We start from the raw sequence: 26,880 nt of genomic DNA, 5'->3' as shown, positions 1-26,880 counted from the left end.
TCCTGCGGCTAATCTTGCTTCTATATATTCAGAGACAGTTTTTTGAGAGATTTGGGATTGAAAATACTTTGCCTCAGTAACGGCCACGGAGAAGATGCGATCGCCCTTCGCATCTTGCGAGAAGTGCAACAGCACCCGCATCCCCCAGAATTATTAGCCGTGTTTCCGCTAGTGGGGGAAGGGCAAGCTTTCGCTCAACTAGAAAACGCCCGCATCATCGGCCCGGTGCAGCGGATGCCTTCGGGTGGCTTTATCTACATGGATGGAAGGGAATTTTTGCGCGATGTCAAAGGCGGGTTGCTTCAGTTGACTCTAGCTCAGTTTAAAGCTATCCGCGCTTGGGTGCGATCGCAACAACAGTCTGGAAATCACAACGCCGCGATTTTAGCTTGCGGGGATATTGTACCGCTGCTGTTTGCTTGGCTCAGCGGCGCGCCCTATGCCTTTGTCGGCACGGCCAAGTCCGAATATCACGTGCGGGACGAGCAGGGGCCTCTGGCTGGCAAATCCCGCCCGTGGGCTTGGAAGATTTGGTCGCGATCGGTTTATTTCCCTTGGGAGCGCTGGTTGATGACTAGAAAGCTCTGTAAAGCTGTTTTTGTGCGGGACGCCCTCACCGCCGAGACTTTAGAAAAGCTGGGAATTCCCGCCTACAATCTCGGCAATCCCATGATGGACGGACTCGAACCGGAAAACCCCGCCCGTTTTTACGGCGCTGATGCAGAGTTTCGGGAAATGGAGCGATCGCTCGTCATCACCTTACTGCCCGGTTCCCGAGCGCCGGAAGCCTATGCTAATTGGCTGCTAATAGTAGAGGCTGTAGCCGGAATTTTGTCTCTGTTTGGCGATCGCAAATTGTTATTTTTCGGAGCTATTTCTGGCGAGTTAAACTTAGAAGCTTTGCGACCTAGTTTAGAATTTTTCGGCTGGCGCCAAGAGGGCGAAACTAAAACCCAGCGGCGAGAAGGTAGTATTTTGCGACCTGCTGTTTCTAACGCTCAAGAAATTAGGAAAGAATCTCCTAATTTGCTATTGCCCTTGACTTTTGTGCAAAGAAAAGCCACGATGATTTTAACTCAGCAAAGTTTTAACGATTGTTTGTACCAAGCCGATTTAGCGATCGCAATGGCCGGAACCGCTACAGAACAATTTGTCGGTTTAGGAAAACCGGCGATCGCCATTCCCGGAAGCGGCCCGCAATTTACTCCCGCTTTTGCCGAAGCCCAAAGTCGCCTCTTAGGCCCCTCCTTAATTTTAGTCAAACATCCCGCCGAAGTTGCCGGCACTATCCAGTCTTTGCTTCGCGATCCTGACAGGTTGCAGCTAATCGCTGAAAATGGCTGGCGCCGCATGGGAGAAAGCGGTGCATCAGCCCGAATTGCCGAGTGTTTAATTCAACGGTTCGACGAATCCAACAATTCTTAATTGTCTGGAACACTAGGAATACAACAATATTGTATCCCTGTTCAATATCTTTAATTGCACTTTATTGAAAAAATATTGTTCGCTAATTACTAACTTCCGTCGTTCGTAGTGAGAAATGCGATTCCTCCGAGCTTATGCGGACTAAAGTCCTCACTACGAACCAATTTTACAGTTCGTAGTGAGGACTTCAGTCCTCTGATTGGATGCGGACTAAAGTCCTCACTACAAACCAATTTTACAGTTCGTAGTGAGGACTTCAGTCCTCTAATTGGATGCGGACTAAAGTCCTCACTACAAACCAATTTTATCGTCGTTATTCGAGTAGGTTAATACAAGAGCGTACCTACCAATACTGCACTCGCAGACAATTTCAATTCGCCTTTTTTTCCGAATAATAGAACCCAGAAATCAGCCTAAGAAATTTTAAAATCCGACTTCACCAAAACACCCGGTTCTCGCTGCATAGGAAGCACATCTAAAGTATCCAATTGCGCGCAATATTTTAAATCTTCAATCACACCCAAACCGAGGAGGCGCTGGCCGTGACTGGCTTTTTCCAACAATTCATGCAGCCGATCTTGCCAGTGCAAATAAAGAGCGATCGCCCCAAACACTTCATCGTTACCAGCAAAATCGATCGCCGGAATACCGCTTTCTGCTAAAAGACTTTGGGCGATCGCACCAGCACACACCGTATCCTCCAACGAATAACTCCCTTCCCAACCAGAACCCACAATCCAAATACTTTCCGGCTTTTTGCTTAACAGAAACTGCACCACAGATTTGCGGTTGTTCAAAGCCGCCGTCAACACCGTTGCAGCATCTTGCACTCGTTGCAAAGCCCGAGTACCATTAGTTGTGCTGATAAAAATTCGCTTTCCAGTCACCTTTTCTGGCGCGCAGTCCAGCGGCGAATTCCCCATGTCAAAACCGTCAACTTTCGCGCCACCGCGCTCTCCGGCGCGAATCCGCTTGTCTCCAGGCCATTTTTCGCTCTCTGCCATCAGCTTATCTAAGTCGCTGAAAACTTGCACAGCTTCCGCCCCATTATTCAAGGCCGTCGCCATTGTCGTAGTCGCCCGCAGTACATCAACTGCGATCGCGCAAGCCGGCATCTTGTCTGCTGGCGTAAGTTCCGGGGTATGGTAAATAAAAAGCTTCACTTTTGGGCAACCTGCAATAAATCCTCATACGCAATAATAATAGAATTTGTACCCTGAGCATAGCCGAAGGGCTTTCTTCCTTCTTCCTTCTTCCTTCACCGAATAGCCGGGTTTGAAGCCCCAGCAGGTCGGCAGATTGTGATAAAAACGGAGTTTAAATCTCCGTTCTTATCAATTCGCTGTCAACTGTCAACTGTCAACTGTCAACTGTTTAACCATATGTCAAAACAGCTCAATTCAAATCCCGCCCCCGCAGCCATTACCGCTCCCCTTGGACTTTTGGTAGGTTTCACCTATCCTTTTCGAGCTTTCACGCTGATTTTTCAAACTCCCAAGCTGTGGACTTATGTATTAATTCCCGTCGTCCTAAATTTTTTAATTGGTATCGGTCTTTATTTGAGCTTGCTATTTCCTAGTTTGGCAGGCATAGACATTTTAGTTGCCGATTTGTCCGTCAGATTTCATAATTTAATTGTCAGTTTGCCAGCTTGGCTGAGCTTTCTCGGCGTCTTGACAATCGGTTTTGGCTGGCTGCTGCGCGTACTTTTAGTTTCAGGACTTTTGTTAATAATCGGGTTTTTGTTAGTCCAGTTTGGCGTGATTTTAGGTTCGCCCTGGTACGGCAAATTATCCGAACAATTGGAACTTCTGCGGAACGGTCAATTGCCCGCAGAAGCACCAATGAACTTGGCGAGTATTTTTCGGGATCTACAAATGGCGATCGGCTTTGAAATCCGAAAACTACAACTTGTGTTCAGCATCGGGATACCGCTCCTGCTGCTGAATTTTATCCCCGGGCCCGTATCTATTCTTAGCAGTTTAGGAGGCGTAGCTTTGGGCGCGACTGTTGTCTGTTTGGACTTTTTAAATGCACCTTTGGAACGGCGGAAGCTAACTTTTCAGGAGAAATTTGAGATATTTCGGGCGAGTTTGCCGGCTAGCTGGAGTTTTGGTTTGGTTTGCTTGGGTTTGGTGAGCATTCCCCTGTTAAATCTGTTGGCGATTCCGCTATGTATGACGGCGGGAACTTTGTTTTTTTGCGATCGCATTTGGCCCGCCCGCTTCGCCCCAGAAGAAACCAACAGCCCGACCGAATCTAACATTACAACTTAAAAACTAGCGAGAGGCTTCTACTTTCTGCCGAATGCCTTCTACCTTCCGCTGACTCTGAGATTTAAAACTCAGAAACGGGCTTAAAAATATCCAACTAACGAAAAAGAAGGAAGCTGTAAATAGCTGGACAATATCGATCGCCGACAGATATCCGTCAGACAATAGTGCAATACTTCTATCTGTCAGCCCGAATATCCAAGACAGAATCCCAAACAGCCAAATGCCTTTTTGGAGCATTGGCAAAAATGCTGAAACTTCAGAGTTTTGCTGCTGGTTCATTGATTTAGCCCTTGTTTGCGAAGAATCTGGTTAACCGCGCACCCCAAGGGCTTAAGGATTTTTGGTCTCCTCGGATTCCCTTTGTTATCTATATGTTAAGAAATATTTCTCAATATTGCTACTCGCCCGTGGAGGTATTTCCGCATCTATCTAAGGAGGTAGTCGCAGCCTCAAAAATAGGTAAATTTTGCTACACTTTCGCAGGAATGGCGATCGACCTCTCACCACGAGTCCGCTCTTGGCATTAGTGCCACTCCTTGATATAGTGAGTGATAACTTTTTCGATTTTCGATTTTCGATTTTCGCATAGAATATCAAAAAGTTGGAAATGACTTATTGTGTATGGATTTAAAGCTTGCCAACAGTTGCATTATTTTAGGAAAATGGTGTCACAACTTAGGTAAAAAAACTCTGGGATGCAGAAACTAGGTTTTTTCACAAAAATCCCACCAGAGAACGCGAGGGATATCGATTGAAAAACCGATGAAAAACCAAAGTAATCAACCCGCTGTCCGTTAGACTTATCAAAGACCGAAATCAAAAGAATATGTTATTTAACAGTATTGAATTTCTAGTATTTTTTGCAATTGTTTTCAGCATATACTATTTCCCTCCCTTGCAAAAACTGCAAGTTCCCATTCTCATAATTGCCAGCTTCATATTTTACAGTTGGAACGCTCCCGCACTGCTGTCAATCCTGCTACTATCAATTGCGATCAACGCTACAGCAAGCTTTCAAGTTGCCAGAATCTCAGACAAGAAACAGCGTTTTTTTTGGGCTTTATTAGGAGTAGTTCTGAATGTATTAATTTTGAGCTTGTTTAAATACGCCGGTTTGCTCACTAACTTTGTTGCAGATGTTTTTAATATTGCTCGATCCGAAGGCAGTATTGCTTATTTATTCTTGAAATTACCTCTGCCAATCGGTATTTCTTTCTACACCTTTGAAGGCATAAGTTTAGTGGTAGATGTACTGAGTCAAAAAGATAAAAGCGAAAGCGAAACAGAATCCCACGCTTACGTCTCACCCAAATTCAGCCAACACCTGCTCAATACTTCATTTTTTATTAGCTTTTTCCCCAATTTACTCTCAGGCCCTATTTTAAAATCCAAGACATTCTATCCCCAGATTGAGCCTAAATATTTAAAAGACATTTCTTTCAATTTCATTTTTAGATCGCTCACAGTCGGCTACTTCCTAAAAATGGTCGTCGCCGACAACTTAAAAGACTATACCTTCTGGATCAGCTTTCCCTACTACCAAGGATTTGGAACTATTACCAACCTGACGCTGCTGTTCGGCTACTCAATCCAAATCTTCGCCGATTTTGCCGGTTACTCCTTAATTGCGATCGGTTTAGCAGCGGCTTTGGGCTACGCAATTCCCGACAACTTCAACTTTCCCTACATCTCCCGTTCCCTCTCGGAATTCTGGAGAAGGTGGCACATTTCCCTATCAACTTGGCTCAGAGATTATCTATACTTTCCCCTAGGAGGAAACCGTAAAGGAAAAATCAGAACTTATCTTAACTTAATGACAGTAATGACTTTAGGCGGATTGTGGCACGGTGCTGCTTGGAGTTATGCAGTTTGGGGCATTTATCACGGATTTGGTTTAGCAGTAGAACGCTTTTTTGGGTTCGACAAATCCAAAAATAAATCCCCAGAACCCAATTCAGCAGAAACCAAACCAATCTGGCAACAATTATTATTTGACAGCCTTAGCGTTGTAGGAATTTTCTCTTTTGTTTCCTTCGGATGGCTGCTTTTCAAACTACCACGATTTGAAGAAGCAGTTGACTTCGTAGTTACTTTAGTTCGCAACTATAAAGTCAAGCCTGGTTGGACTCACATTATTCCGACGCTAATTTTTTCCCTGCCAGTAGTAATTTATCACATTCCTCATTTTCCCACTTGGCAAAATCTGATGAAACATGATTCACTTAAAAAAAATCAAAAATTCTGGAGTATTTATCAAGATGTAGCTTTAGGAATTATGCTGGCAATGATATTCCTCAACAGTGGCAGCTCGAAACAATTTATTTATTTCCAATTCTAGAAGGTGTTCAATGTTTATAAAATACAAGTTGCGATCTATTCTGCGCCCGGTACTAATTTTCCTGTTTCTAATGAGTTTTTATCAAGTTCTCGTCAGTGGCGGAGTGTTACCAGCTTCTGACGGAGTTAGCCTAATTCAAAATAATATTGTCAAAGCTCAAAGGTATGTATATGATGATTCCGATCGGAAAATTGTCATGGTGGGTAGTTCTCTATCTGCCAACCTTCGTGTTGCAGACATTGGAAAGGGCGTAAAGAGCATAGCTTTGGGGGGAGGATCGAGCCAGACGGGTTTAGAAATAGTTAAAAAAAGTAATAGCAACCCTCCGATTATTTTGGTAGAAATTAACGATACTATTAGTCGCACAATAGATAGGGATTTAGTTGAATCTTTGTACAATCCTGTTTTTTATTGGATGCGCCAGTATTTGCCAATACTGAGAGAAGAATATCGTCCAGTCAGTGTTTTTATACATTCGTTAAAAAAAGGCTATAAATACAATCAAAAAGCAACTAAAGAGGCACTAGACAGCATAGAGGCTCGCAATCTTACTCCGGAATTATCGCAAAAAGCTATCCAAACAACTGTTGATATTCAAAGCCAACCTTTGTCTAAAAAAGATGCAGAAGATATCAAAAAAGAAGCTGGTGTAATTAGAGCTCAAATCGCTGAAATCAATAAAAATAGCGGGGCAAAAATAATTTTATTTGACATTCCTCAAGAGTCGCGAGTTGACGCTGCAATCAGGAGAAAACAAGTCCGAGAATTGACTAAAAAGCTGTTTCCGTCCGATCGCTTTGAGTGGCTACCTCCCCCGCCCCCGCGAGAATGGCGCACCAATGACGGCATTCACTTGATCCGCAGCGATGCTAGGGATTTTGCCAAGTTTTTGAGTCATAAATTGTTGGGCTAGTCAGGGCGGGGACTCTTGGCATGGCCCCTGCAAAGGAAAGCTTGTCATTCTTTTTGAAGTATGTCATACTACAAATATCCGTGATGTCAGCTTAAAAATCGTAAGGTTTGCAGTCAGGACTTCAGTCCTCAAAGCCGTAAAAGCCACACGAGAAAGAGTTTGACGATCGCCCTGCAAGCATACTCGACGTGACTTCAGCATCAATAATATAGAACTATGGCACGATTAAATCAGATTATCGCGATCGAGAAAGGCATCAAAAGCCGATCGATCCAAGAGCTAGCAGAAGCCCAAAGAGCGCTCCAAAAACCCGCTGTGCTTTCGGGAATCTCCCGCACGTACCGCCCCAAAGACGAAGAAGGCGAACAACTGCCACCCGAGTCCAAAAAAGTCGAAGTCAAAGCCGAAGAGATTATCCGCAAAACAACAGAAGTTTTGACCAAACTCTTCGACGTAACCGCAACCAAAGATTGGACAAATTGCAGAGCCCGCGCCGACATAACTGTAGACGGAAACGTGCTGTTAAGCCAAGTTCCCGTCAGCTATTTGCTATTCATTGAAAAGCAACTGTCAGATTTGCAAGCATTCATCAAAAAACTTCCTGTTTTAGATGCTTCCGAGACTTGGAACTTCGATGCTTCAGCCGACTGTTGGGCAACAGAACCGGTGCAAACTCTCAAGACTTTTAAAACTCCGCGCAATCACGTGAAAGCTGAAGCTACGGAACATCATCCGGCTCAAGTCGATGTTTATTACGAAGATATTACGATCGGCTACTGGCGCACTGTCAAGTTTTCTGGAGCTTTACCAGCGCAGCGGATCAATGAGTTGCTGCAAAGGGTGGAAATATTGCAGAAAGCTGTGATGTTTTCCCGCGAAGAAGCTAACAATTCTGAAGTTGAAGAACAGAGAGTAGGAGAGCGAATTTTTCAATTTATTTTCCGCTAATAGCTTGCTTTTTTGATAGTTATGGTTTAAGATATAAACAGAGTACAAGCTCAATCTCAAACTTTAATTTAAACTGTACAAGTGTGACAGTGCAGGTTCGATTCCTGTCCCTTCTACCTAACCTAGAGGGTAGCCCAATTGGCAGAGGCAGCGTTGCGTACAAATTCAATAGCAAGTTATCACTCTAAACTCAGCATTCACCGCCGATCGCCAAAACGAATGTCAGGACTACGTCATCGAGGTTGCTGGTTCAATTCCAGCCTCCCCAACCAAACACTGGGGAGTAGCTCAATCGGTAGAGTGCGATGAGATTAATCTTAAATCCTTGACTTAAATGTGGTAGCGTGTAAAATGGCCGGTAATAGAAACCCAGTAGTAAGGTCAGAACTACTGGGTTTCGCGCTAATAATTGAATCAATCCGTTAAATCCGTCAGTCCAGGACGCATCAAGACAGATGATTTACTGCATCAATCCTCAATGCGAACAACGGGAAAATACTGCTGCTACTCAAAATTGTCAGGCTTGTGGCACGGCTTTACTAATTGCCGATCGCTATCGTATCATCAAGCCAGTGCGATCGCCCAATCCCGCACGCCCCACAGACATCTTTGAAGTCCAAGATTGGGGAACCGGGGAAAACGAATGGGGAACTGTCAAAGTTTTAAAAGTCTTGAAACACACACACAATCCCGATTTACTTCGTTTGTTTCAACAAGAAGCGCGGGCATTAATTTGGCTAGGAGGAAAGGGAAGAGTTCCCCAAGTCGAACCAGACGGTTATTTCCAAATCACAATCCCCCATAACTCCCAAAAATTGTCTTGTTTGGCGATGGAAAAAATTATTGGCGAAAACTTGGCAGAATTTCTAACTAAACATCAGTACATTTCTCAAACATTAGCTGTTGATTGGCTGCAACAAATGCTCTATATTTTGGAGGCAATTCACAAATATCATTTAGTACATCGGGATATTAAGCCATCCAACCTGATGCTTGCAGCGGATGGGAAATTGCGATTAATTGACTTTGGGGCTGCAACAGAAGCGGGGATTGATACGACGCCTGTAGGTTCTGCTGGATACTCTGCGCCCGAACAAATTGCAGGTAAACCAGAAGTGCGATCCTCTTCGAGGGCTTCGCTAACGGACTTTTTTGCCCTGGGGCGTACTTTTGTGCATTTATTGACCGGTTTACCGCCGATCGACTTTCCCGTAAATCCTACAACTGGTAAGATTAATTGGAGAAACCAGGCTGTAGGTGTTGACCAGTCATTCGTAGAGTTGATCGACCAATTGATGGAACCGCTACCCGAAAACCGACCAGAAAATACCCAAGTTATTTTAGAAAAACTCAAAAATATAGAGCTTTTGATTGCCGGCGCAGAACCGAAGTAATAATCACCGTGATAGTAGCACTAGCAATCAAAGTAAAAGCAAGCTGCACAACCCATTGAGTCGCTTGCTGGTAGTTGGAAAAGCGATCGTTGAACTTCTCGACATCAGTCGCTAGGTGGTCAACACGGGTTGATAGGTGGTCTAATTTTTCGATTACATTTGTCAGTGTTGGTTCGGTGGATGGTGTGTCAATTATCTCTGGTTTCTCAACTCAATAATTCTATGATATCAGAGCGGAATTGCCGATCGTAAAAAATAGTAAGGTTCGTCCCGAGCTACAATCTGCAAATTTCATCGAACATCTCACAAGGTTCGTAGTGCGGACTTAAGTCCGCAGCTTTTTGCGGACTAAAGTCCGCACTACAAACTGTTTTTTATGATAATCGAGCAGACATGATATGACGCACCCTACAAGTTGATAGAACACAATATAGTCTTTCGATTCCTTGCCCAATGCCCTGTTTGGCCAATGCCCTGTTTGCCCGATGCCCAATTCCCTGTTTGGCCAATTCCCTGTTTGGCCAATTCCCAATCAATAAATCTCTTCCAACCTGCGAAAATCCCGCTCAACTTCCGCCCACAAAGCCCGATTGTGAGGGTCAGTTTTCACCGCCTTTTTCAAATAAATTCTCGCTTTGTCAACCTGCTTTTCTCCGATCAAATGCCGTCCCCAGCGCTGATAGGCGATCGCCTGCCACTGTCGCACCTCTCGATCTTCGGGCATCCGCTGGGCCAAACCCTCAATTAGGGCGATCGCCCGCGGAAACCTCTGATATTTCAGCAACTGTTGCAGTTCAAAATAAGCATCTTTTTTTAACTTGTCTTCCGCCGCCGACAGATCCTGCTTATCTTCAGTGGGTTGCTGTTTCCGAGTCACCTTAACTGTCTGGGGTTGAGCTTTCACCGCCTCTGCTGGCGGTGTCGGAGGAGGTGGCACATTTGAATTGGCAACTTTCGACTTCGCAACATCGGCGGGGGCAATATTCACCAGGAACTTATAAGCCTCAGTAATAGTAATAAACTTATTCTTAGCCTGTTCGTTTCCCGGATTCACATCGGGGTGATACTGTCTGGCTAACTTTCGATAAGAGGCTTTAACTTGCGATAAACTCGCACCAGACCTTAGCCCTAACTGTCGGTAATAATCTGCAATATCCATTTACCATGAATCAAGTTTTATAATACCATTAAATATGGCAGAATCCTTAAATGTAAAGATTCTGCCAAAATTTGATGCGAACTAGGGTAGTGCGAGGGTTGCCCGCACTACTGAAGCCGAAAAAATAACTTACGGACGATCTTCTACCACTTTGTCGATCAAGCCGTATTCTTTGGCTTCCTCGGCGGACATGAAATAGTCGCGATCCATGTCTTTCTCGATTTTCTCGATCGGCTTTCCGGTATTGCTAGCATAGATACCGTTGAGTTGGTGGCGCAGTCGCAGAATCTCCTTCGCCTCAATCTGAATATCCGTTGCTTGTCCCCGCGTGCCCCCAGAAGGCTGGTGAATCATGATCCGCGAGTGAGGCAAAGCCAACCGTTTGCCCTTCGTACCCGCAGCCAGCAGGAAAGAACCCATCGAAGCAGCCAAGCCCACACAAATCGTCACCACGTCAGATTTAATGTGCTGCATGGTATCAAAAATAGCCATGCCTGCCGACACCATCCCGCCGGGGGAATTGATGTACAAAATAATATCTTTGCCCGAATCTTCCGAATCGAGATACAGCATCACCGCGATGATTTGATTGGCAATTTCATCGTCAATGTCCTTGCCCAAGAAAATAATCCGTTCCCGGTAAAGGCGATCGTAGATATTAATCCACTGAGTATCATAACCACCCGGCATTTTGTAGGGAACTTTTGGCACACCTATAGGCATAATTCGGAACTCCGTTTAGTTGTTAATCGGCCAAAGAGGGCATTGGGCATTGGGCATTGGGCATTGGTTACTTGTTATTAGTTACTTGTTATTAGTTACTTGTTATTAGTTATTTCTTGGTTTGGAGTTTTTGGTGATAATAACCAATAACTAATAACCAATAACCAATAACTAATAACCGAGTTAGATAACTCCCGCAGCAACGGGTTTCGCCAATTCTTCCGAACTTTCAAGAACCCGATCGATCAAACCGTATTCTTTAGCTTCATAGGGCGTCAGGTACAGCAACCGATCCATATCTTTAGTAATCTTGTCGATCGGCTGACCCGTACAGCTTGCAAAAATATCAAGCATTGTCGCTTTATTTGCCAGCACTTCCTTAGCCCGAATTTGAATGTCGCTGGCTTGACCTCGCGTGTAAGCCTTGGGTTGGTGCAATACAATCGAAGCATGGGGCAAACTCGCCCGAAAGCCCTTTGTACCGGCAGCTAACAGCATCGCAGCCATGCCCATTGCCGAACCGAGACAAATAGTCTGCACGGGCGGCTTAATATACCTGATCGTGTCGCAGATAGCAAAAGCTTCCGTTTCAAAGCCGACGGGTTCGCCGCTGTAACCAGAAGTGCCGGTCGAGTTGATGTAGATTTTGATCGGCTTATCCGGGTCTTCGTACTGCAAGAACAACAGTTCAGCGATAATGAGTTCTGTTACCGCAGGTACCAGAGGCATACCCAGATAAACGATCCGCTCCTTCAGCAACAGGGATGGCAAATCGGGAGGCGGCGTCCGAGAGTTGCCTTCCCCGTAATATTGCGATTGCACAGCTTTAATGGGTGTTTTCATCGAAAATGTTGCCTAAACTGATGGAGCTATTCGTGAAGTACCCCTACTTGCTTCGCTAAGTCAGGGCTTCCAACACAGCTAACAAGGACGGTCTTATTCGTCTTTCGGGTTTGCCACTTCATCCGCCGTTGCCTCTATCCTGCAAGCAAGATTTTGGACTTACGCAGCGTCCATAGCCAGTAGTCCGCCTTCCGCAGACCGAAATATCTGAGTCGTACCTATACCATGTCCATCCTGTGCCTCATCCTACTACCATCATTGGTGTTTCAGAACGAGCGGGTCAGCGGGCTAGGTCTTCTCCAATCTCTGCCGAGTACATACTTTAATTACCCAAAGGGTGGCCTCTTAGTCAGTTGGATGGGTCGCAACCAAAATTATTATATCAAATCTCTTAGATGGCTGCCCTAAGCCCAATATATGATTTTTCGTCTTGTCGCCCATCCCTACCTTCGGAGAGCTACTTTTGTAATATTAGTCTAAGATCCTAAAATTACAGGGATCAAAGGCAATCCCACTATCCCTTCAAAACATGAAGGATTACTTTTTTTAACTGGGATGCGAATCCATGGATTCAACGGTTGGCGTTGTCTGGACTCAAAAAACACATAAAGTATTGCGTGTCACTCTAACGGGAATTTGAGCTTACAAGAGACAGATATCGTTTGCATCATAAACTTATTATACTTCATCTACACAGTTTGAGGAAGGCGTTATACCCAGCCCCGCCTTCCTCCCTGCCCCCTTGTGGGCAGGGTTTCCAGGCGGGAATACCTTTATGAAAGTTAGTTTGCTCCCTGCTTTAAATGACCCCAACCTTGATGCTGCTGCGCCATCAACCCAGCGCCAGCTAGCCGTTTCAGTGTCGGCGACGGCAAGTGCGATCGACTCTAGCGTACCTTTAAACCTGTGCCTGATTCTCGACCACAGCGGCTCGATGGGCGGGCGCCCCTTGGAAACCGTCAAACAAGCCGCCGGACGCTTGCTGGACAGGTTAAAACCTGGGGATCGCTTTTGTGCGGTGGCTTTCGATCACAAAGCCAAAGTCCTCGTCCCCAATCAAGTTGTCGGAGACCCTGCTAACATTAAACGACAAATCGAGCAATTGCGCCCCGCCGGCGGCACAGCAATTGATGAAGGCATTAAGTTAGGTATTGAAGAGTTGGGGAAAGGCAAAAAAGAAGCGATATCTCAGGCGTTTCTGCTGACTGACGGCGAAAACGAACACGGCGACAACAATCGCTGTTTGAAGTTGGCGAAACTGGCCGCTGAGTACAACATGACTTTAAATTCTCTGGGATTTGGGGATAACTGGAACCAGGATATTTTGGAAAAGATTGCTGATGCGGGCGGCGGTGCTTTGGCTCACATTCAGCGGCCCGAAGATGCGGTTGATGAGTTTGGCAAGCTGTTTACTCGGATCCAAGGTGTAGGTTTGACTAATGCTTATTTGCTATTTTCGCTGATGCCAAAAGTGCGGTTAGCCGAACTAAAACCGATCGCGCAAGTTGCTCCGGATACGATCGAATTACCGGTGCAGCAGGATGGCGATCGCTTTATGGTGCGTTTGGGAGATTTAATGAAGGATGTAGAGCGAGTAGTTTTGGCTAATATTTATATTGGACAGTTGCCGGAAGGTACGCAGGCGATCGGGCAATTGCAAATTCGCTACGACGATCCGACAGTCGGTGAAGGTTTGCTTTCCGATCCTGTTGCAGTTTCGGGTAATGTCCTAAAAGTTTATCAGCCTGCACTTAACCCGATGGTACAGCAGCACATTTTAGCTTTGGCTAAGTACCGCCAAACTCAACTCGCAGAAACTAGACTGCAACAGGGCGATCGCGCGGGTGCGGCCACGATGCTACAAACGGCGGCTAAAACTGCTCTACAAATGGGCGATAAAAGTGCCGCAACAGTCCTGCAAAGCTCTGCTACTCGCTTGCAGTCGGGTGAACAATTGACGGAAGCCGATCGCAAGAAAACTCGCATTGCTTCTAAAACTGTTCTTAAGTAATCTCATGGTTTGTAATTCTCAGGAAATCCGGCGATTGGAAATCGCGACTACACAAACAAAGTCCGCCTTCTCGGACTAAAAATATAGAAACCCGCGCTAGCGGGTTTTGTTTTTGCGTTCGTTTGCACTCACCAGTTAAAATTTGTGGATGCTTTAGATGCTCGATCGTCTAGAATGTTCGTACCACCTATCAAGAGTGCTTGTATGAGCCAGACAATATCTGATAAAGTACGCTGGACTACCGCCGATTTAGAACTATTGCCCGATAACGGCGATCGTTACGAAATTATTGATGGAGAGTTATTTGTGACTAGATCACCGCATTGGGGTCATCAACAGACTTGTGGCAGATTTTTCTCTGTTCTAGATAGTTGGTCAATGTCTGCTGGTTTAGGACGAGCAGCGATCAATCCGGGTCTGATTTTTACGGATGCTGATAACGTCATTCCTGATGTAGTTTGGGCAAGTAATGAACGCTTGGCCCTCTTGCTAGACGAAGCCGGACATTTAACCGCTGCACCCGAGTTAGTTGTTGAAGTATTGTCCCTCGGTGCAGACAATGAAAGACGGGATAGAGATTTGAAACTCCGACTCTATTCAGTGCGAGGAGTACAGGAATACTGGATTGTGAATTGGCGGTTGCAGCAAATTGAGGTTTATCGCAGGGAACAAGCAAGTTTAAGATTAGTTGCTACGCTGTTGAGTGCTGATGAATTGACATCGCCTTTGTTACCTGGTTTTAGTTGCTCTGTAGCTCGAATTTTTGCTTAGATTATTTATGAAACTCTTTTACAGGGCGATCGCACTTTGCGGATTTGTTACCGTTTTCGGCGGCATATCCCCTGCCATTTCTACTCAAAACTCACCAATACTCATCGTTCAAAATTCGGCTGAAGACTTATTTAACAGCGGTTTAGCCAAGTCAGAGGCTGGAGATATCCCAGGGGGGATCGCAGATTACACCGCAGCTATTGCCATCAACCCCAACTACGCCAAAGCTTATAACAAACGCGGCATCATTCACGGCCGCTATCTCAAGGACTATCCAGCAGCCAAAGCCGACTTCGATCGCGCCATTGAAATTAACCCGAAATATGCCGATGCTTACTACAACCGTGCGAAAGTCCGCTATTTATTAAAAGACAAACCGGGCGCGATCGCTGACTATCAAAAAGCCGCCGATTTTTATCAAAAAGACGGCAAGCCAGAAGATTATCAAGATGCAATGAAACACCTGCACAGGCTGCTATTATAAATGTTTTGGGAAACAGGTTATAATATAACCACAGCTTTAAAATTTTCAAATTATGACCTTAAGCAAAAGTTACAACTACGCCTCCCATGAAGACTATTTAGAAGGGGAAAAATTTAGCCCGATCAAACACGAATACAGACAAGGAGAAATCTACGCAATGGCGGGAGCAAGCGATTCTCATGAGACAATTGCAGGCAACTTATTTGCGCTGCTGAGAAACCACGTTCGGGGTACAGGATGCCGCATTTACATAGGAAACATGAAAGCCAGAATTGAGCAAGCAGACGTGTTTTACTATCCAGACATCATGGTGACTTGCGACGAAAGAGATAGAAGCCTTGAATATTTCAAACGCCACCCGCGCTTAATCGTAGAAGTTCTATCTCCAACAACAGCATCATTCGATCGCGGAAATAAATTTGCCGACTACCGCACCATAGAAACTTTGCAAGAATACGTAATTATCAATCAAGAAAGAATCGGTGTAGAATGTTATCGGCGCAATGCAGAAGGGCGCTGGGAACTTTACCCTTACGTTGCTGGCGAAGAAGTTCGCTTGGCTAGCGTAGACTTTCAATGCCCGATCGCCCAAATTTACGAAGATGTTCTAGGAATCAGTTAAAATAGTCGATCGCACAAACACCAAAAATTCATCTGCGTTCATCAGCGGTTGAACACTCGAAATTCACCCCGTCAAAAAATGCCTGCAACTTCCACCGTCACTGTCACCGTACCCGCCACAACCGCCAACCTCGGCCCTGGTTTTGACTGCATCGGCGCCGCTTTAAGCCTCCACAACTCCTTCCAATTCTCTCTCCTCGAACCCCCAGCAACCGAGAAACTAAAAATTACCGTTACGGGCGCGGAAGCAGCCAAAGTCAAGACAGACGACAGCAATCTCGCTTACCAAGCCTTTGTCAAGTTATACGAATACCTCCGTCAATCCCCCCCACCAGTTGCAATACATATAGATATGCAAGTGCCGCTGGCGAGGGGTTTGGGGAGCTCCGCTACAGCTATTGTCGGTGGGTTAGTCGGTGCAAATGAGTTAGCTGGAAAGCCTTTGAGTCAGGTGGAAGTGATGCAGTTGGCGATCGAACTTGAAGGACATCCTGACAATGTTGTCCCCGCTTTACTCGGAGGCTGTCGCCTCGCTGCTAGCGATGCACCCCCCCAACCCCCCCTTAGTAAGGGGGGGCTAAGAGAAGAATCTCTTCTTGGTAAGGGGGGGCTGAGAGAAGAATCCCCTCTTACACCCCCCCTTAGCAAGGGGGGGCAGGGGGGGGTTCTCTGGCAAATTTGCGACATTCCCTGGCATCCCGATATTGTTCCCGTGGTAGCGATTCCCGATTTTGAACTTTCGACAGCCGAAGCGCGCAAGGTTTTGCCAACAGATTACAGCAGGGCTGACGCGATTTTCAATGCGGCACACTTGGGTTTGTTGGTGCGGGCGTTGGAAAAGGGCGATCGCAATTGGCTGCGCTGCGCTCTCCAAGACAAAATTCACCAGCCTTACCGGCGATCGCTGATTCGGGGATATGAAGCTGTGCAAGAAGCTGCGTTGAATGCAGGGGCTTGTGGGATGGTGATTAGCGGTGCGGGGCCGACGCTTTTGGCTGTAACGGATGTTACTAATGCTGATGCGGTTGTGAGGGAAATGGCGGCGGCTTGGGGGGATTTTGGGGTGAAGGCTGATGTAAGGGCGATCGGGCTTGATAGCCAAGGCGCGCAAGTGTCAAATTTAGGGTTGTAAATTTAAACAACAATTCTTTACATATTCCTGAAAAACAGAAGACAATTTAAACAAAATTTTATCCTCTTTTATTTGAGTTACTAAATATCTTTGTTGTAAAGACTGTAAACCATTAATTAAATCCATTGATGATAAATCTAAACTTTGTCTTAAATATTCTCTGGATACTGGTCGATCGAGCTTACTTAATTCTAAAACAAGTTGCTGTTCTGTATGTGATAATCTGTTAAATAACTGGTTCAATTTATATTGCATATCTTTGGCGATCGGCAAGCTATTATCAGCTAAAAAATCATTAATTTTGCCATCAAAAATATTTTTTATGAGAGAGGCAATACTTTTTAAATAACCTGGATTACCTTCATATAAATTCATTAACTTTGACCAACTGTCCTCATCTTTTAAGCCACTAGCTTTCATAATTTCTACATCCTCTAAATTTGATAATTCTAAACATTTAATCGGATATAATTCCTCATCTAAACACTCCATTTCTGCACATTGCTCTTGACTAACTAAAATCACATTACTTTGATGCTCAGTTTCTGCAATCGTGGCGAACAAGCTTTGATAATCTTGATATTCAGATTTATATTGTCCAGAAAATTGACCGGGAACAAAAATATTATGAATATCATCAAGGATAATCAAACATTTTTTGTCTCTCAAAGCATCTAATAATTGTTTTAAGTTATCATCTATAGTTTCTTTAGCTTCTTGTTTACAAGCATTCAAGAGATCGTTAACCAATAACTCTAAATGTTTAGGAAACTTTAGGCTTCTCCAGATAATTACTTCAAATTGTTGTCGATTGAGATCGACAAACCTTTTAACGAAAGTAGTTTTACCAATTCCACTCAATCCCAATACTGAGATTAAACGAGTATTGTCATTGCTAATCGATTTAGAAATAATTTTAAGTTCAGGTTCTCTTGCATAAAAATTGATGATTTGAGGAGCTACGGTTAAATCGTGATATGAGGTATGTTGAGTAGTTATATCACTTTTTTGATGTTGTTTATTATGCCGCTCTAAGATTTGTGAACTAAAATTAAAGTTATGATTAGTACCAATACAAATATTTTGAGATGATTCAATATATACTCTTTCTAAGCTAGAACGAAAATTAGTTTTTTTTATATCCTCATCCAATATTTCCGATAAAAGTTGCCATAATTCAGCCCCTACATCACCTACATGATTTTTAGTGACATAGCACTTCTGGGCGATATCATCATAGGTTTGTCTTTCCCAAGTCCCCTCAACTACAGCCCTTTGAACATCATCTAGGTGCTTTCCAGTTCGTTCAACCACTAGCCGATCGACAAATTGTAACAGTTGGTTGACATTCATAAAAGCTATACATGGCAAAGGTTTAGCCCATTATAGCTGAATTTAATCCTATCTTTTCCTATCTTTTCCTATTTTTTGCTTAATATTCTGTAACACAGATCCCGTTTAAATCCGAGTTTTTCCGATCGCAGTCTCATATTTAATTTTGGTATGCTCTTAAATCGAGCACAGGCTTAAAAAGTCGTGCTTTTTCCGTTGTTGATGATTTTTTAGGAGCATTACTAAAATGACACAAGCAAAAGAAAGATTACTCACTGATACTTATTCACAAAATGATTGTATAGTTCTTGACCTTGAAGAATTTGACTTAAGTGACTTAGATGCACTCAAAAATACAGCACTTGGTAATATTTTAGAAATAAATCTTCAAAATCGAATGGCAACATCTCATAACGTACACACTAGCCATTCTTCTCACGATCAATTTAGCCAATCTCTTTGGGGGTAGTCAAGCACTGGCTACTACAGAATACTAATTAAATGGCTGCTAAGTTACTTCAAGCAATAGTAGCCATTTAATTCTGGCATACATAATTTATTTTTTGAACATATCATAATTTATGGCTGAGTTTACACCCTTACATTCGCTGGTTTGTAAAGTAGTATCCCGTTGCAATCTTAACTGTGATTATTGCTATATGTATCAGCATAGCGATCAAAGTTGGCAACAGCAACCTTTGAAAATGTCTGAAGCAACTATCACACAATTAGGTAAGAGAATTGATGAACATACCACCAAACACCAAGTCTCAGAATTTTCTGTAATCATGCACGGTGGAGAACCTCTTTTAGCAGGGTTAGACTATCTCAAAAAATTTCAAGAAATTATTTCAAAAAATGTGCGTAATGTTAAACTAAGATTTGGCATACAAAGTAATGGTGTGTTGTTAAACGATGAAATCTTAGATTTCTGTATTTCTAATAATACAACAATAGGTCTAAGTATGGATGGCGATCGAGAAGCTAACGATTTGCACCGCTTAGATCATCAAGGTAAATCTGCATTTTCCAGTTTAGAAAAAACTCTTCAATTATTAAGTAGCGATCGAGGACGGAAAATATGGGCAGGTTTTTTATGTGTGATCGATCTACATAACGATCCTGAAGCTGTATATTCTTATTTATCACAATATAATCCTCCTTCGATTGATTTTTTGTTACCTTTAAATCACCATGATTTAAGACCTCTTGGTAAAGAACAATCTCTTGATGTAACTCCTTATGCAGACTGGCTACTTAAGATTTTTGATATTTGGTATCATCAAAAACCTCAAACAATCAAAATTAGGAAATTCAAGGAAATTATTTTGCTAATGCTAGGATTGCAAGGAAATTCAGAAGAATGGGGCTTAAACCCTGTTGATTTTGCCGTTATTGAAACCAACGGTGATATTGAAGCCGTTGATTCTTTGAAAGTTACTTATCCCGAAGCTACCAAGTTAGGAATGGATATATTTACCCACAGTTTTGATGATATTTTTGACTCCCCAAAGGTTATTGAACGTCAAGAAAAGTGGCAATATTTGAGCGAAACTTGTCAACAATGTAACTTAGTTAAAGTTTGTGGTGGTGGTTATCTTCCCCATAGATATTCTAGCGAAAATTACTTTCATAATCCATCAGTGTATTGTTCCGATCTCAAAAAAATGATTACTACAATTCGCCACCAAGTAATTGAAGATATGCAAACAATAAAGAAGAAAAAAATTCCTGCTGTTTAGTCAAAATTTGTCTTATTAAATTAGGGTTAGCGCAATGAAGATCGATCTGGATATTAATACAATCAAAAACTTAGTTTCTCCTACGGGGGCTTCCGATCCATTAGTTAAAGTAATTTACTTAGCAGAATATCATAGAACTTTGCTAAGGTTCAGTAATTTCTCTCAAAAACTGCAATCAGAATCACCTAAGTTAATTGATGGTTTAACCAACTTTTCTCAATCTTTTGAGTTGGTAAAATCATTTTCTAAAAATGCCCAAAGAAAGATTTTACGCTATCCATCTTTTAGCGTTTGGTTAGATACAGCTTGGCAATTAGTTAACCGCAAAGCTCATATTATGTTTCCAGAAATGCACATTAAGTTTCATCTGGAATATTTCGCAAAGTTTATTTTAGCAATGGCAAAATATGACAATATAGAAGATTTTGAGTGTTTTTTATATACCGATCGTAATGGAATTATTGCCATACCCGGAACCGGAATTTATTTACAGCATCCTCAACATATTGCTTTTCAAAGATTGCGTTTTGTTACCACAACTAATGATAGTTTTAATATTTATACAGATGGCAATCAAAATTTGGAGATGGTTCAAAATGAAATACCTCATCTCAATAACGGAATTGAGTTAAATGCTTTTGATAGCGATCTACGCTTAGGTGGTCGCTACGATTTAAATTTTGAGGAATTAACACCAACTTCCACTATTAAATGGTTATCTAGTTTAGAGGAAGCTTGGTTTTGGATAGATAGTTGTTCAAGTTTATTAGCAAGTGAAATTGTAATGGGAGTACAATCTTTAGTTCCAGTACATTCTCATGCTATTGATGTTCATAGAAGTCAGACATTTCGTGAAATACCCGGACTTCTCGTTTTATCTTGGATGTCAGATACCTCAGTAATAGTAGAAGCTTTAGTCCATGAATATCATCATCATAAACTTAATGCTTTATTAAATTTAGATCCAATCATTGTAAAAGGTAGTCCTGAAGCAATTTATTATTCTCCTTGGCGTGACGATCCTCGACCTCTCAGTGGTATTTTGCAGGGAATTTATGTATTTCAAGCTGTTTTAGAATTTGGGCATAAAATGCTGAAAACAGATATACCTGTTTTACAAGAAAAGCGTTTGCAACAAAGAGTGTATACTGCTAAAAAACAACTGCTAACTGCACTTAAAGTTTTAAAGACAAATGCAGAATTTTCTTTGATTGGTCAAGCCTTGATTGAAGGAATAGAAAAAAATATCGGTCGAGTTGAACCTGAAATTTCTCAAACAGAAAAACAACTGATTGACGTTAGATTAAAAGAACATCAGCATAAATGGGAAGCGGCAAATCCTAATTTAATCGGGACACAAATATTGCCAATTCAAGTATCTATTGATTTGGCAAATAATGACAACAATACTATATTCAATCAATCCTGTCAATGGCTGGGAATTACACCAAATATTGATTTACGTCCCTTAACTTATCTGAGACAACCATTCGATCTAATTCTTGAGACTTTAGTATCTGTTTACCACGATAAAGGCTTAAAAGAATTAGAAGACATATTAAAAGAAACTCAGTTCGGAGATTCAATTTTATTAGATTTAATATGTGGACATACTGCTTATATTAATCAAGACTATCAGAAAGCAGCAGAATTTTATCAAAGTTGTCTGGAGCAATATCCTAATGCTCCTTATTTTTGGCAATGTTTTATGTTTGCAGTGAGACATTTAAACCTGTTAGAAGATTACGAATTAATCTTGCTTAATCTAGATAAACTTGTTGCTAATACTTTAGAAACCAAAAGATTAGTCAGGCAAAACCCAAGCTCTGAAAATAAAGTTCAAATGATGGTTGAATTAGTTAAAACATTACTTAACTAAAAAGATATGAATACAGCAAGTTTGAGCAAATACTTAGTAAATAGTCCTTTTAGCAAATACCTTGAGATATTTCCTGATGGGGGACAATTACCTTCTTTTATTGCTACTGTTAAAGGGTTAAAATCGGCAACAGATTTATGGGTGCAAAAGCCAAAATGGAAATATTTTTGTGAATTAGCTCAATATTTTGGCTTGTATTATTATGTAGATGCTTATTTCGATCGAGATTTGGGAAAATTAAACAGTTTACCTCAAGAGTTATTTACTACAACTAAAGCTGTTTTTAGTAAGGAATTTTCTGACCAAGCTCATGTTTTTATTGCTAAATCACAAGATGCTTTAACAAATGCAATTGCTTCAGGATGGTATCCTTTAGTTGTCGGTCAAAGAGTCATTGAAAAACATTTACCAGACCATTATACTTTTGGAAAAGCACTAGGTTATCCTCAATGTTGTCTTGATTTTTTTCAAGAGCGAAATCATTGGAATTTTTATAATAATTACTATGAAACTTATCGCAATACGATTAACAAACCTACATATTTCTCAAATGGATTATTACGTCATACTCCATTTTCACTAATTCCCCATATACCTTGTTCTTTTAATTGTGAAGCATCTATCGAATATGCTCAAAAAAATCGCCTTCTAATTAATGAGGAGAGCCAAAAATATTTAGAAGAAATAGAACATCATTTGCAAACACCAATTTTATGTCTTTCAGAACTTAAGATTTATCGTTTTGAAGGTAACATTGTTGCTGAAAATGTAGTCAACTATCAATCTGTAGAGGCAATATATCCTACATCACAAAATGATTTACTATATCAAATACTTGTTAAAGGTGATACTTGTATTGTTGAGGGGAATATTATTAGAGTCTACCGAGACAATGTTCAGATCAGTGCTTATTTTGCTAGAGGTGACAAACATGAAGTAGAGATTCCATTTTTAATTAGTTTTTACAAAGATACTTAATTGACAAAATAGGTATTATTAAAAACATTTTAGGGGGCATAGAAAATGTATACTTTAGTTTTAATTAGACGAGGATTAATACAATGAATCTTGTAGAAAAAATTATTAACAATATTCAAGAAAAAGACTTACAATATATTCTTGATTTAGAAAAAGAGATTTTGAATTCTAAATTAACTTTAGATATAAATTTGTTAATAGATGTGGAAGATCAAAAAACCGCCCAACGATATTTCTATCTTTATACACTACCGATGTTAGAAGGACTAGGATTATTAGAGCAGCAGGAAAATGCTATCTTTTGGGGGACTGTGCAATTATGTTTAGATTTACATCTAAGATATGTGGATTACATCATAGATGATGATAAAATAGACATTAGCAGATTATTAATTACGCAAAAATCTTATAACTATTTATTCCGATCGCAAATGCTACTAAATCAAAAAGGCTATTTGTGGGGTTCCGATCAAATGGCTATTTATACGCAATATTTTGACTACGAGAAGGAGGCAAATACCGATCTGTTTCATGATTTTGGTAGCTTATGGAGACGAGTATCTCCTCTATTCATTGTTTCTGGAAGTTACTTAAAATTATCTGGTCAAATAGTTGATTTTGATTTTTATTACAAACGATATATAAGTTCTTGGCTGCTCAAGGCAGATTGCTGGGATATTATTAAGGATATTCATAAACAAAACACTCCGATTACCCATTTAGTATATAATTACGATGCTCAAATTGATAAGAATGTAATGTTGATGGCTAAGACTATTAACTCTATTGATGTCAAACTCGATCGAGGTTTAACTCAAATCAAAAACCACATATCTAACAAACTTCCAATATGGAGAATAATTATTGAAAGTTTGTTGTCTTAAAGTTTCGCGATCGGGTTCGTTCTGCAAAGCATGATTTATAACTTAATTACAACATTCGTTTCGATCGCCCATGAGATATTCCCAACATTAAGCGCCCTCAGCGGTTAAATAAAAATTTGGTGATTTTGAATACAACTCCCGACTCAACAGCCGATCGCACCCCTCAATTTTCCGTGGGGATCTAAAGTTACCCTAAAGTTCGCCCCCCTTTTCCGAAACCCTCCGTAATATAGAACTTACAGGACGATCGGTCTCATCGCCGATTCAGCAACACCTGAAAAATCCCAAACCAGGGAGCCATAACAGGGAGGATATCAAAATCATGGTAAACGCGCCCACAGGGGAAGCCCGCCTAGGCCCAACCGAACAGGTACAAGCCTTAGACCGCGATTGTACAACTCTATCCCGTCATGTATTCCAACAACTTCACAGCTTTTCACCAGACGCTCAGGATCTCAGCGCCCTGATGAATCGCATCGGATTGGCCGCCAAGTTGATCGCAAGGCGACTCAGCAGAGCTGGACTCATGGAAGATGCTTTAGGCTTTACAGGAGGTGTCAACGTCCAGGGAGAATCCGTCAAAAAGATGGATATCTATGCCAATGAAGTGTTTATATCGGTATTCCAACAAAGCGGACTTGTCTGCCGTTTGGCTTCCGAGGAAATGGAAAAACCCTATTATATTCCTGAAAATTGTCCGATCGGGCGTTACAGTCTGCTCTACGATCCCATAGACGGTTCTTCTAATCTTGACATCAATCTCAATGTCGGTTCCATATTCAGCATCCGCAAGCAAGAAGGGGATGATGCAGACGGTTCGGCCTCAGATTTGCTCCAACACGGACATAAACAAATTGCCGCTGGTTATGTGCTCTACGGCCCCAGTACCATGCTGGTTTATTCGATCGGGCAAGGCGTTCATTCTTTTACTCTCGATCCCAGTTTGGGCGAGTTTATTCTAACTAACGAAAACATTCAGATTCCAGACAGCGGCCCGATTTACAGTGTCAATGAAGGTAGCTTTTGGCAGTGGGATGAATCTTATCGGGATTACATTCGCTATGTACATCGAAATCAAGGCTATACCGCCCGGTACGGTGGGGCTTTGGTGGGAGATTTCCACCGGATTTTATCTCAGGGAGGCGTGTTTTTGTACCCAGGAACGGTGAAAAAACCGGAGGGCAAATTGCGCTTGCTCTATGAATCGGCTCCTTTGGCGTTTTTGATGGAGCAAGCTGGTGGACGCGCTAGTACGGGTATTCAAGACATCTTGGATGTTGTGCCGACTAAAATTCACGAGCGCACGCCTTTGATTATTGGTAGCAAAGAAAATGTAGCCCTGGTTGAGTCTTTCATTAAAGAGCGATCGCGCAATCCCATAACACTTGAAGAGTGAAGTTATTGGTTATTGGTTATTGGTTATTAGTTATTAGTTATTGGTTATTCGTTATTGGCGAGTAACAACTAACAACTAACAACTAACAACTAACAACTAACAACTAACAACTAACAACTAACAACTAACAACTAACAACTAACCAAATTGTAGGAGTTAAAGATCGTGACAGAAGCGACAAAGAATCACCTGTTAGAAATCAAAGAAATTGGCCAGAGCATCTGGATGGACAATTTAACTCGCAATTTGATCGAGTCCGGCGAACTCAAAAAGATGATTGAAAGTCGCGGGCTGCGCGGGATTACATCGAACCCGGCGATTTTCGAGAAGGCGATCGCGGGTAATGTCATTTACGATGCTGATATCGAAGCTGGCATCCAGGCTGGTAAATCTGTACTCGAAATTTACGAGTCCTTGGTGTTTGCCGATATCCGCAATGCTTGTGATATCTTCGCTCCAGTGTACGAAGAGTCCAAGGGTTTGGACGGTTACATCAGTATTGAAGTGCCGCCAACGATCGCCAATGATACAGAAAGCACGATTAGTGAAGCCTTACGGTATTATCAGGCGATCGGCAAACCAAATGTGATGATCAAGATTCCCGGAACTGCTCAAGGATTACCCGCAGTCGAGCGAGTCATCAGCGAAGGCATTAACGTTAACGTGACTTTGCTGTTCTCCGTTGACAGCTACGTCGAAACCTTCTGGGCTTACATTCGCGGCTTGGAAGCGCGGGCGGCTAAGGGTTTGGATGTGAGCAACATCGCTTCTGTTGCCAGTTTCTTCTTGAGCCGGATCGACATCAATATTGACGGCAAGATTGACGAGAAACTCAAAAACGTCACTGATGTTGCTACGAAAGCCAAACTGGAAGCGGTGAAGGGAAAAATTGCGATCGCCAATGCCAAAGTAGCTTACCAGAAATATAAAGAGATCGTCGCGAGCGATCGCTGGCAGGCTCTAGCAGCAAAGGGAGCAGAAGTGCAGCGACTGTTGTGGGCGAGTACCAGCACCAAAAACCCCAACTACAGCGATGTGATGTATGTGGATGAATTAATCGGCCCCGATACGGTGAACACTTTGCCACCGAACACTGTGGAAGCTTGTTTCGATCACTGCGATGTCGCACCCCGGATTGAGAACAACGTGGCAGAAGCTTACGCGCTGATCGAAAGTCTTAAAGATCCAGATATCGATATCGATTTGGACAAAGTGATGGCAGACTTGCTCCTGGAGGGGATTGAGAAATTCGTCAGCCCGTTCCAATCTCTGATGGATTCGTTGGAAGAGAAAGTTAAGAAGCTCGCAACCGTCGCCTAAAAAGATATCTGTATCCTTGAAGGCAGAAGCATTTGGGAGTCGGAATAGATAATTGTTTTGGCTCTTGAATGGTGAGTTTTCCAGCCCTAACTGGAAAAACTGAGACCAATTGGTCTCAAAATGCCTACAGAGGAAAATCAAGTCTCTAGAATTTAGGTTCCTAAATGCTGAGTTTTCAGTCTCGAACTGGAAAAACTGAGACCAATTGGTCTCAAAATGCCTACAGAGGAAAATCAAGTCTCTAGAATTTAGGTTCCTAAATGCTGAGTTTTCAGTCTCGAACTGGAAAAACTGAGACCAATTGGTCTCAA

The 26,880-nt window shown here is 42.3% G+C and carries 24 protein-coding genes; 18 read left to right on the top strand and 6 right to left on the bottom strand.

What is annotated here, in order from left to right:
• Nucleotides 1-57 precede the first annotated feature (57 nt).
• Entirely contained in the window at nt 58-1,425 is a 1,368-nt protein-coding gene (locus tag QZ938_RS01610; RefSeq protein ID WP_293346992.1) for a lipid-A-disaccharide synthase-related protein, read from the top strand.
• Between the two features lie 413 nt (nt 1,426-1,838).
• Here QZ938_RS01610 and QZ938_RS01605 read toward each other — a convergent pair whose 3' ends face one another.
• Nucleotides 1,839-2,588 carry a 2-phosphosulfolactate phosphatase family protein gene (locus tag QZ938_RS01605; protein ID WP_293153034.1) on the bottom strand — a complete coding sequence of 250 codons (750 nt, stop codon included), beginning with the start codon at nt 2,586-2,588 and terminating at the stop codon, nt 1,839-1,841.
• Nucleotides 2,589-2,807: 219 nt separating this feature from the next.
• Here QZ938_RS01605 and QZ938_RS01600 point away from each other — a divergent pair, with 219 nt between their 5' ends.
• A complete protein-coding gene (locus QZ938_RS01600) occupies nt 2,808-3,701 on the top strand; it encodes an EI24 domain-containing protein (protein ID WP_293346990.1) in 894 nt (297 codons plus the stop codon).
• Nucleotides 3,702-3,704: 3 nt separating this feature from the next.
• Here QZ938_RS01600 and QZ938_RS01595 read toward each other — a convergent pair whose 3' ends face one another.
• Complete coding sequence (locus tag QZ938_RS01595; protein WP_293346988.1) at nt 3,705-3,980, bottom strand: hypothetical protein; 276 nt, start codon at nt 3,978-3,980, stop codon at nt 3,705-3,707.
• Between the two features lie 547 nt (nt 3,981-4,527).
• On the opposite strand from QZ938_RS01595, the gene QZ938_RS01590 reads away from it, so the two are divergent.
• The 4 genes from QZ938_RS01590 (at nt 4,528) to QZ938_RS01575 (ending at nt 9,294) form a co-directional block, all read left to right on the top strand.
• Nucleotides 4,528-6,039 (top strand): MBOAT family O-acyltransferase, encoded by a 1,512-nt coding sequence (locus QZ938_RS01590; protein WP_293346986.1) that lies wholly within the window; start codon nt 4,528-4,530, stop codon nt 6,037-6,039.
• Nucleotides 6,040-6,049: 10 nt separating this feature from the next.
• Nucleotides 6,050-6,952 carry a hypothetical protein gene (locus tag QZ938_RS01585; protein ID WP_293346984.1) on the top strand — a complete coding sequence of 301 codons (903 nt, stop codon included), beginning with the start codon at nt 6,050-6,052 and terminating at the stop codon, nt 6,950-6,952.
• Between the two features lie 216 nt (nt 6,953-7,168).
• Nucleotides 7,169-7,900: a hypothetical protein gene (locus QZ938_RS01580; RefSeq protein ID WP_293346982.1), complete on the top strand. Its 732-nt coding sequence runs from the start codon at nt 7,169-7,171 to the stop codon at nt 7,898-7,900.
• Between the two features lie 455 nt (nt 7,901-8,355).
• On the top strand, nt 8,356-9,294 hold the full coding sequence (locus QZ938_RS01575) for a serine/threonine-protein kinase (RefSeq protein WP_293342734.1): 939 nt from the start codon (nt 8,356-8,358) through the stop codon (nt 9,292-9,294).
• A 532-nt stretch (nt 9,295-9,826) separates the two neighbouring features.
• On the opposite strand, the gene QZ938_RS01570 is transcribed toward QZ938_RS01575, so the two are convergent.
• From QZ938_RS01570 to QZ938_RS01560, 3 genes are all read right to left on the bottom strand, one after another.
• Nucleotides 9,827-10,453 carry a DnaJ domain-containing protein gene (locus QZ938_RS01570; protein ID WP_293153058.1) on the bottom strand — a complete coding sequence of 209 codons (627 nt, stop codon included), beginning with the start codon at nt 10,451-10,453 and terminating at the stop codon, nt 9,827-9,829.
• 129 nt (nt 10,454-10,582) lie between these two features.
• Nucleotides 10,583-11,176, bottom strand: a complete 594-nt coding sequence (locus tag QZ938_RS01565) for an ATP-dependent Clp protease proteolytic subunit (protein ID WP_193971784.1) — start codon at nt 11,174-11,176, stop codon at nt 10,583-10,585.
• A 183-nt stretch (nt 11,177-11,359) separates the two neighbouring features.
• Complete coding sequence (locus QZ938_RS01560; protein ID WP_293153061.1) at nt 11,360-12,019, bottom strand: ATP-dependent Clp protease proteolytic subunit; 660 nt, start codon at nt 12,017-12,019, stop codon at nt 11,360-11,362.
• Between the two features lie 775 nt (nt 12,020-12,794).
• Between QZ938_RS01560 and QZ938_RS01555 the strand changes: the two genes are divergently transcribed.
• From QZ938_RS01555 to thrB, 5 genes are all read left to right on the top strand, one after another.
• Nucleotides 12,795-14,030, top strand: coding sequence for a VWA domain-containing protein (locus QZ938_RS01555; protein ID WP_293346980.1), 1,236 nt, complete (start codon nt 12,795-12,797; stop codon nt 14,028-14,030).
• A 204-nt stretch (nt 14,031-14,234) separates the two neighbouring features.
• Nucleotides 14,235-14,801: a Uma2 family endonuclease gene (locus QZ938_RS01550; protein WP_293346978.1), complete on the top strand. Its 567-nt coding sequence runs from the start codon at nt 14,235-14,237 to the stop codon at nt 14,799-14,801.
• A gap of 7 nt (nt 14,802-14,808) precedes the next feature.
• Complete coding sequence (locus QZ938_RS01545; protein ID WP_293346976.1) at nt 14,809-15,285, top strand: tetratricopeptide repeat protein; 477 nt, start codon at nt 14,809-14,811, stop codon at nt 15,283-15,285.
• Between the two features lie 52 nt (nt 15,286-15,337).
• On the top strand, nt 15,338-15,907 hold the full coding sequence (locus tag QZ938_RS01540) for a Uma2 family endonuclease (RefSeq protein WP_293342708.1): 570 nt from the start codon (nt 15,338-15,340) through the stop codon (nt 15,905-15,907).
• A 78-nt stretch (nt 15,908-15,985) separates the two neighbouring features.
• Nucleotides 15,986-17,038, top strand: coding sequence for a homoserine kinase (gene thrB, locus QZ938_RS01535; RefSeq protein WP_293346974.1), 1,053 nt, complete (start codon nt 15,986-15,988; stop codon nt 17,036-17,038).
• On the opposite strand, the gene QZ938_RS01530 is transcribed toward thrB, so the two are convergent.
• Nucleotides 17,027-18,391: an NB-ARC domain-containing protein gene (locus QZ938_RS01530; protein WP_293346972.1), complete on the bottom strand. Its 1,365-nt coding sequence runs from the start codon at nt 18,389-18,391 to the stop codon at nt 17,027-17,029. The two genes, thrB and QZ938_RS01530, sit on opposite strands and share 12 nt — an antisense overlap.
• Before the next feature lie 226 nt (nt 18,392-18,617).
• Between QZ938_RS01530 and QZ938_RS01525 the strand changes: the two genes are divergently transcribed.
• The 7 genes from QZ938_RS01525 (at nt 18,618) to tal (ending at nt 26,569) form a co-directional block, all read left to right on the top strand.
• A complete protein-coding gene (locus QZ938_RS01525) occupies nt 18,618-18,839 on the top strand; it encodes a hypothetical protein (RefSeq protein WP_293346970.1) in 222 nt (73 codons plus the stop codon).
• A 112-nt stretch (nt 18,840-18,951) separates the two neighbouring features.
• Complete coding sequence (locus QZ938_RS01520; RefSeq protein ID WP_293346968.1) at nt 18,952-20,112, top strand: FxsB family cyclophane-forming radical SAM/SPASM peptide maturase; 1,161 nt, start codon at nt 18,952-18,954, stop codon at nt 20,110-20,112.
• Between the two features lie 34 nt (nt 20,113-20,146).
• Nucleotides 20,147-21,991, top strand: a complete 1,845-nt coding sequence (locus tag QZ938_RS01515; protein WP_293346966.1) for an HEXXH motif-containing putative peptide modification protein — start codon at nt 20,147-20,149, stop codon at nt 21,989-21,991.
• Nucleotides 21,992-21,997: 6 nt separating this feature from the next.
• Nucleotides 21,998-22,969: a DUF483 domain-containing protein gene (locus QZ938_RS01510; RefSeq protein WP_293346964.1), complete on the top strand. Its 972-nt coding sequence runs from the start codon at nt 21,998-22,000 to the stop codon at nt 22,967-22,969.
• A gap of 83 nt (nt 22,970-23,052) precedes the next feature.
• On the top strand, nt 23,053-23,853 hold the full coding sequence (locus QZ938_RS01505) for a hypothetical protein (RefSeq protein WP_293346962.1): 801 nt from the start codon (nt 23,053-23,055) through the stop codon (nt 23,851-23,853).
• 322 nt (nt 23,854-24,175) lie between these two features.
• The gene (gene fbp, locus QZ938_RS01500; RefSeq protein WP_293346960.1) at nt 24,176-25,249 is read left to right on the top strand and encodes a class 1 fructose-bisphosphatase; all 1,074 of its coding nucleotides are present in this window, start codon (nt 24,176-24,178) and stop codon (nt 25,247-25,249) included.
• A 165-nt stretch (nt 25,250-25,414) separates the two neighbouring features.
• Nucleotides 25,415-26,569: a transaldolase gene (gene tal, locus QZ938_RS01495; RefSeq protein WP_293346958.1), complete on the top strand. Its 1,155-nt coding sequence runs from the start codon at nt 25,415-25,417 to the stop codon at nt 26,567-26,569.
• The last annotated feature ends 311 nt before the right edge of the window (nt 26,570-26,880 follow it).

Source organism: Microcoleus sp. CAWBG27 (assembly GCF_020883145.1).
Lineage (GTDB): Bacteria > Cyanobacteriota > Cyanobacteriia > Cyanobacteriales > Microcoleaceae > Microcoleus.
Note: the sequence above shows the minus strand (reverse complement) of the source record. Positions and strands in the feature narration are given on the sequence as shown.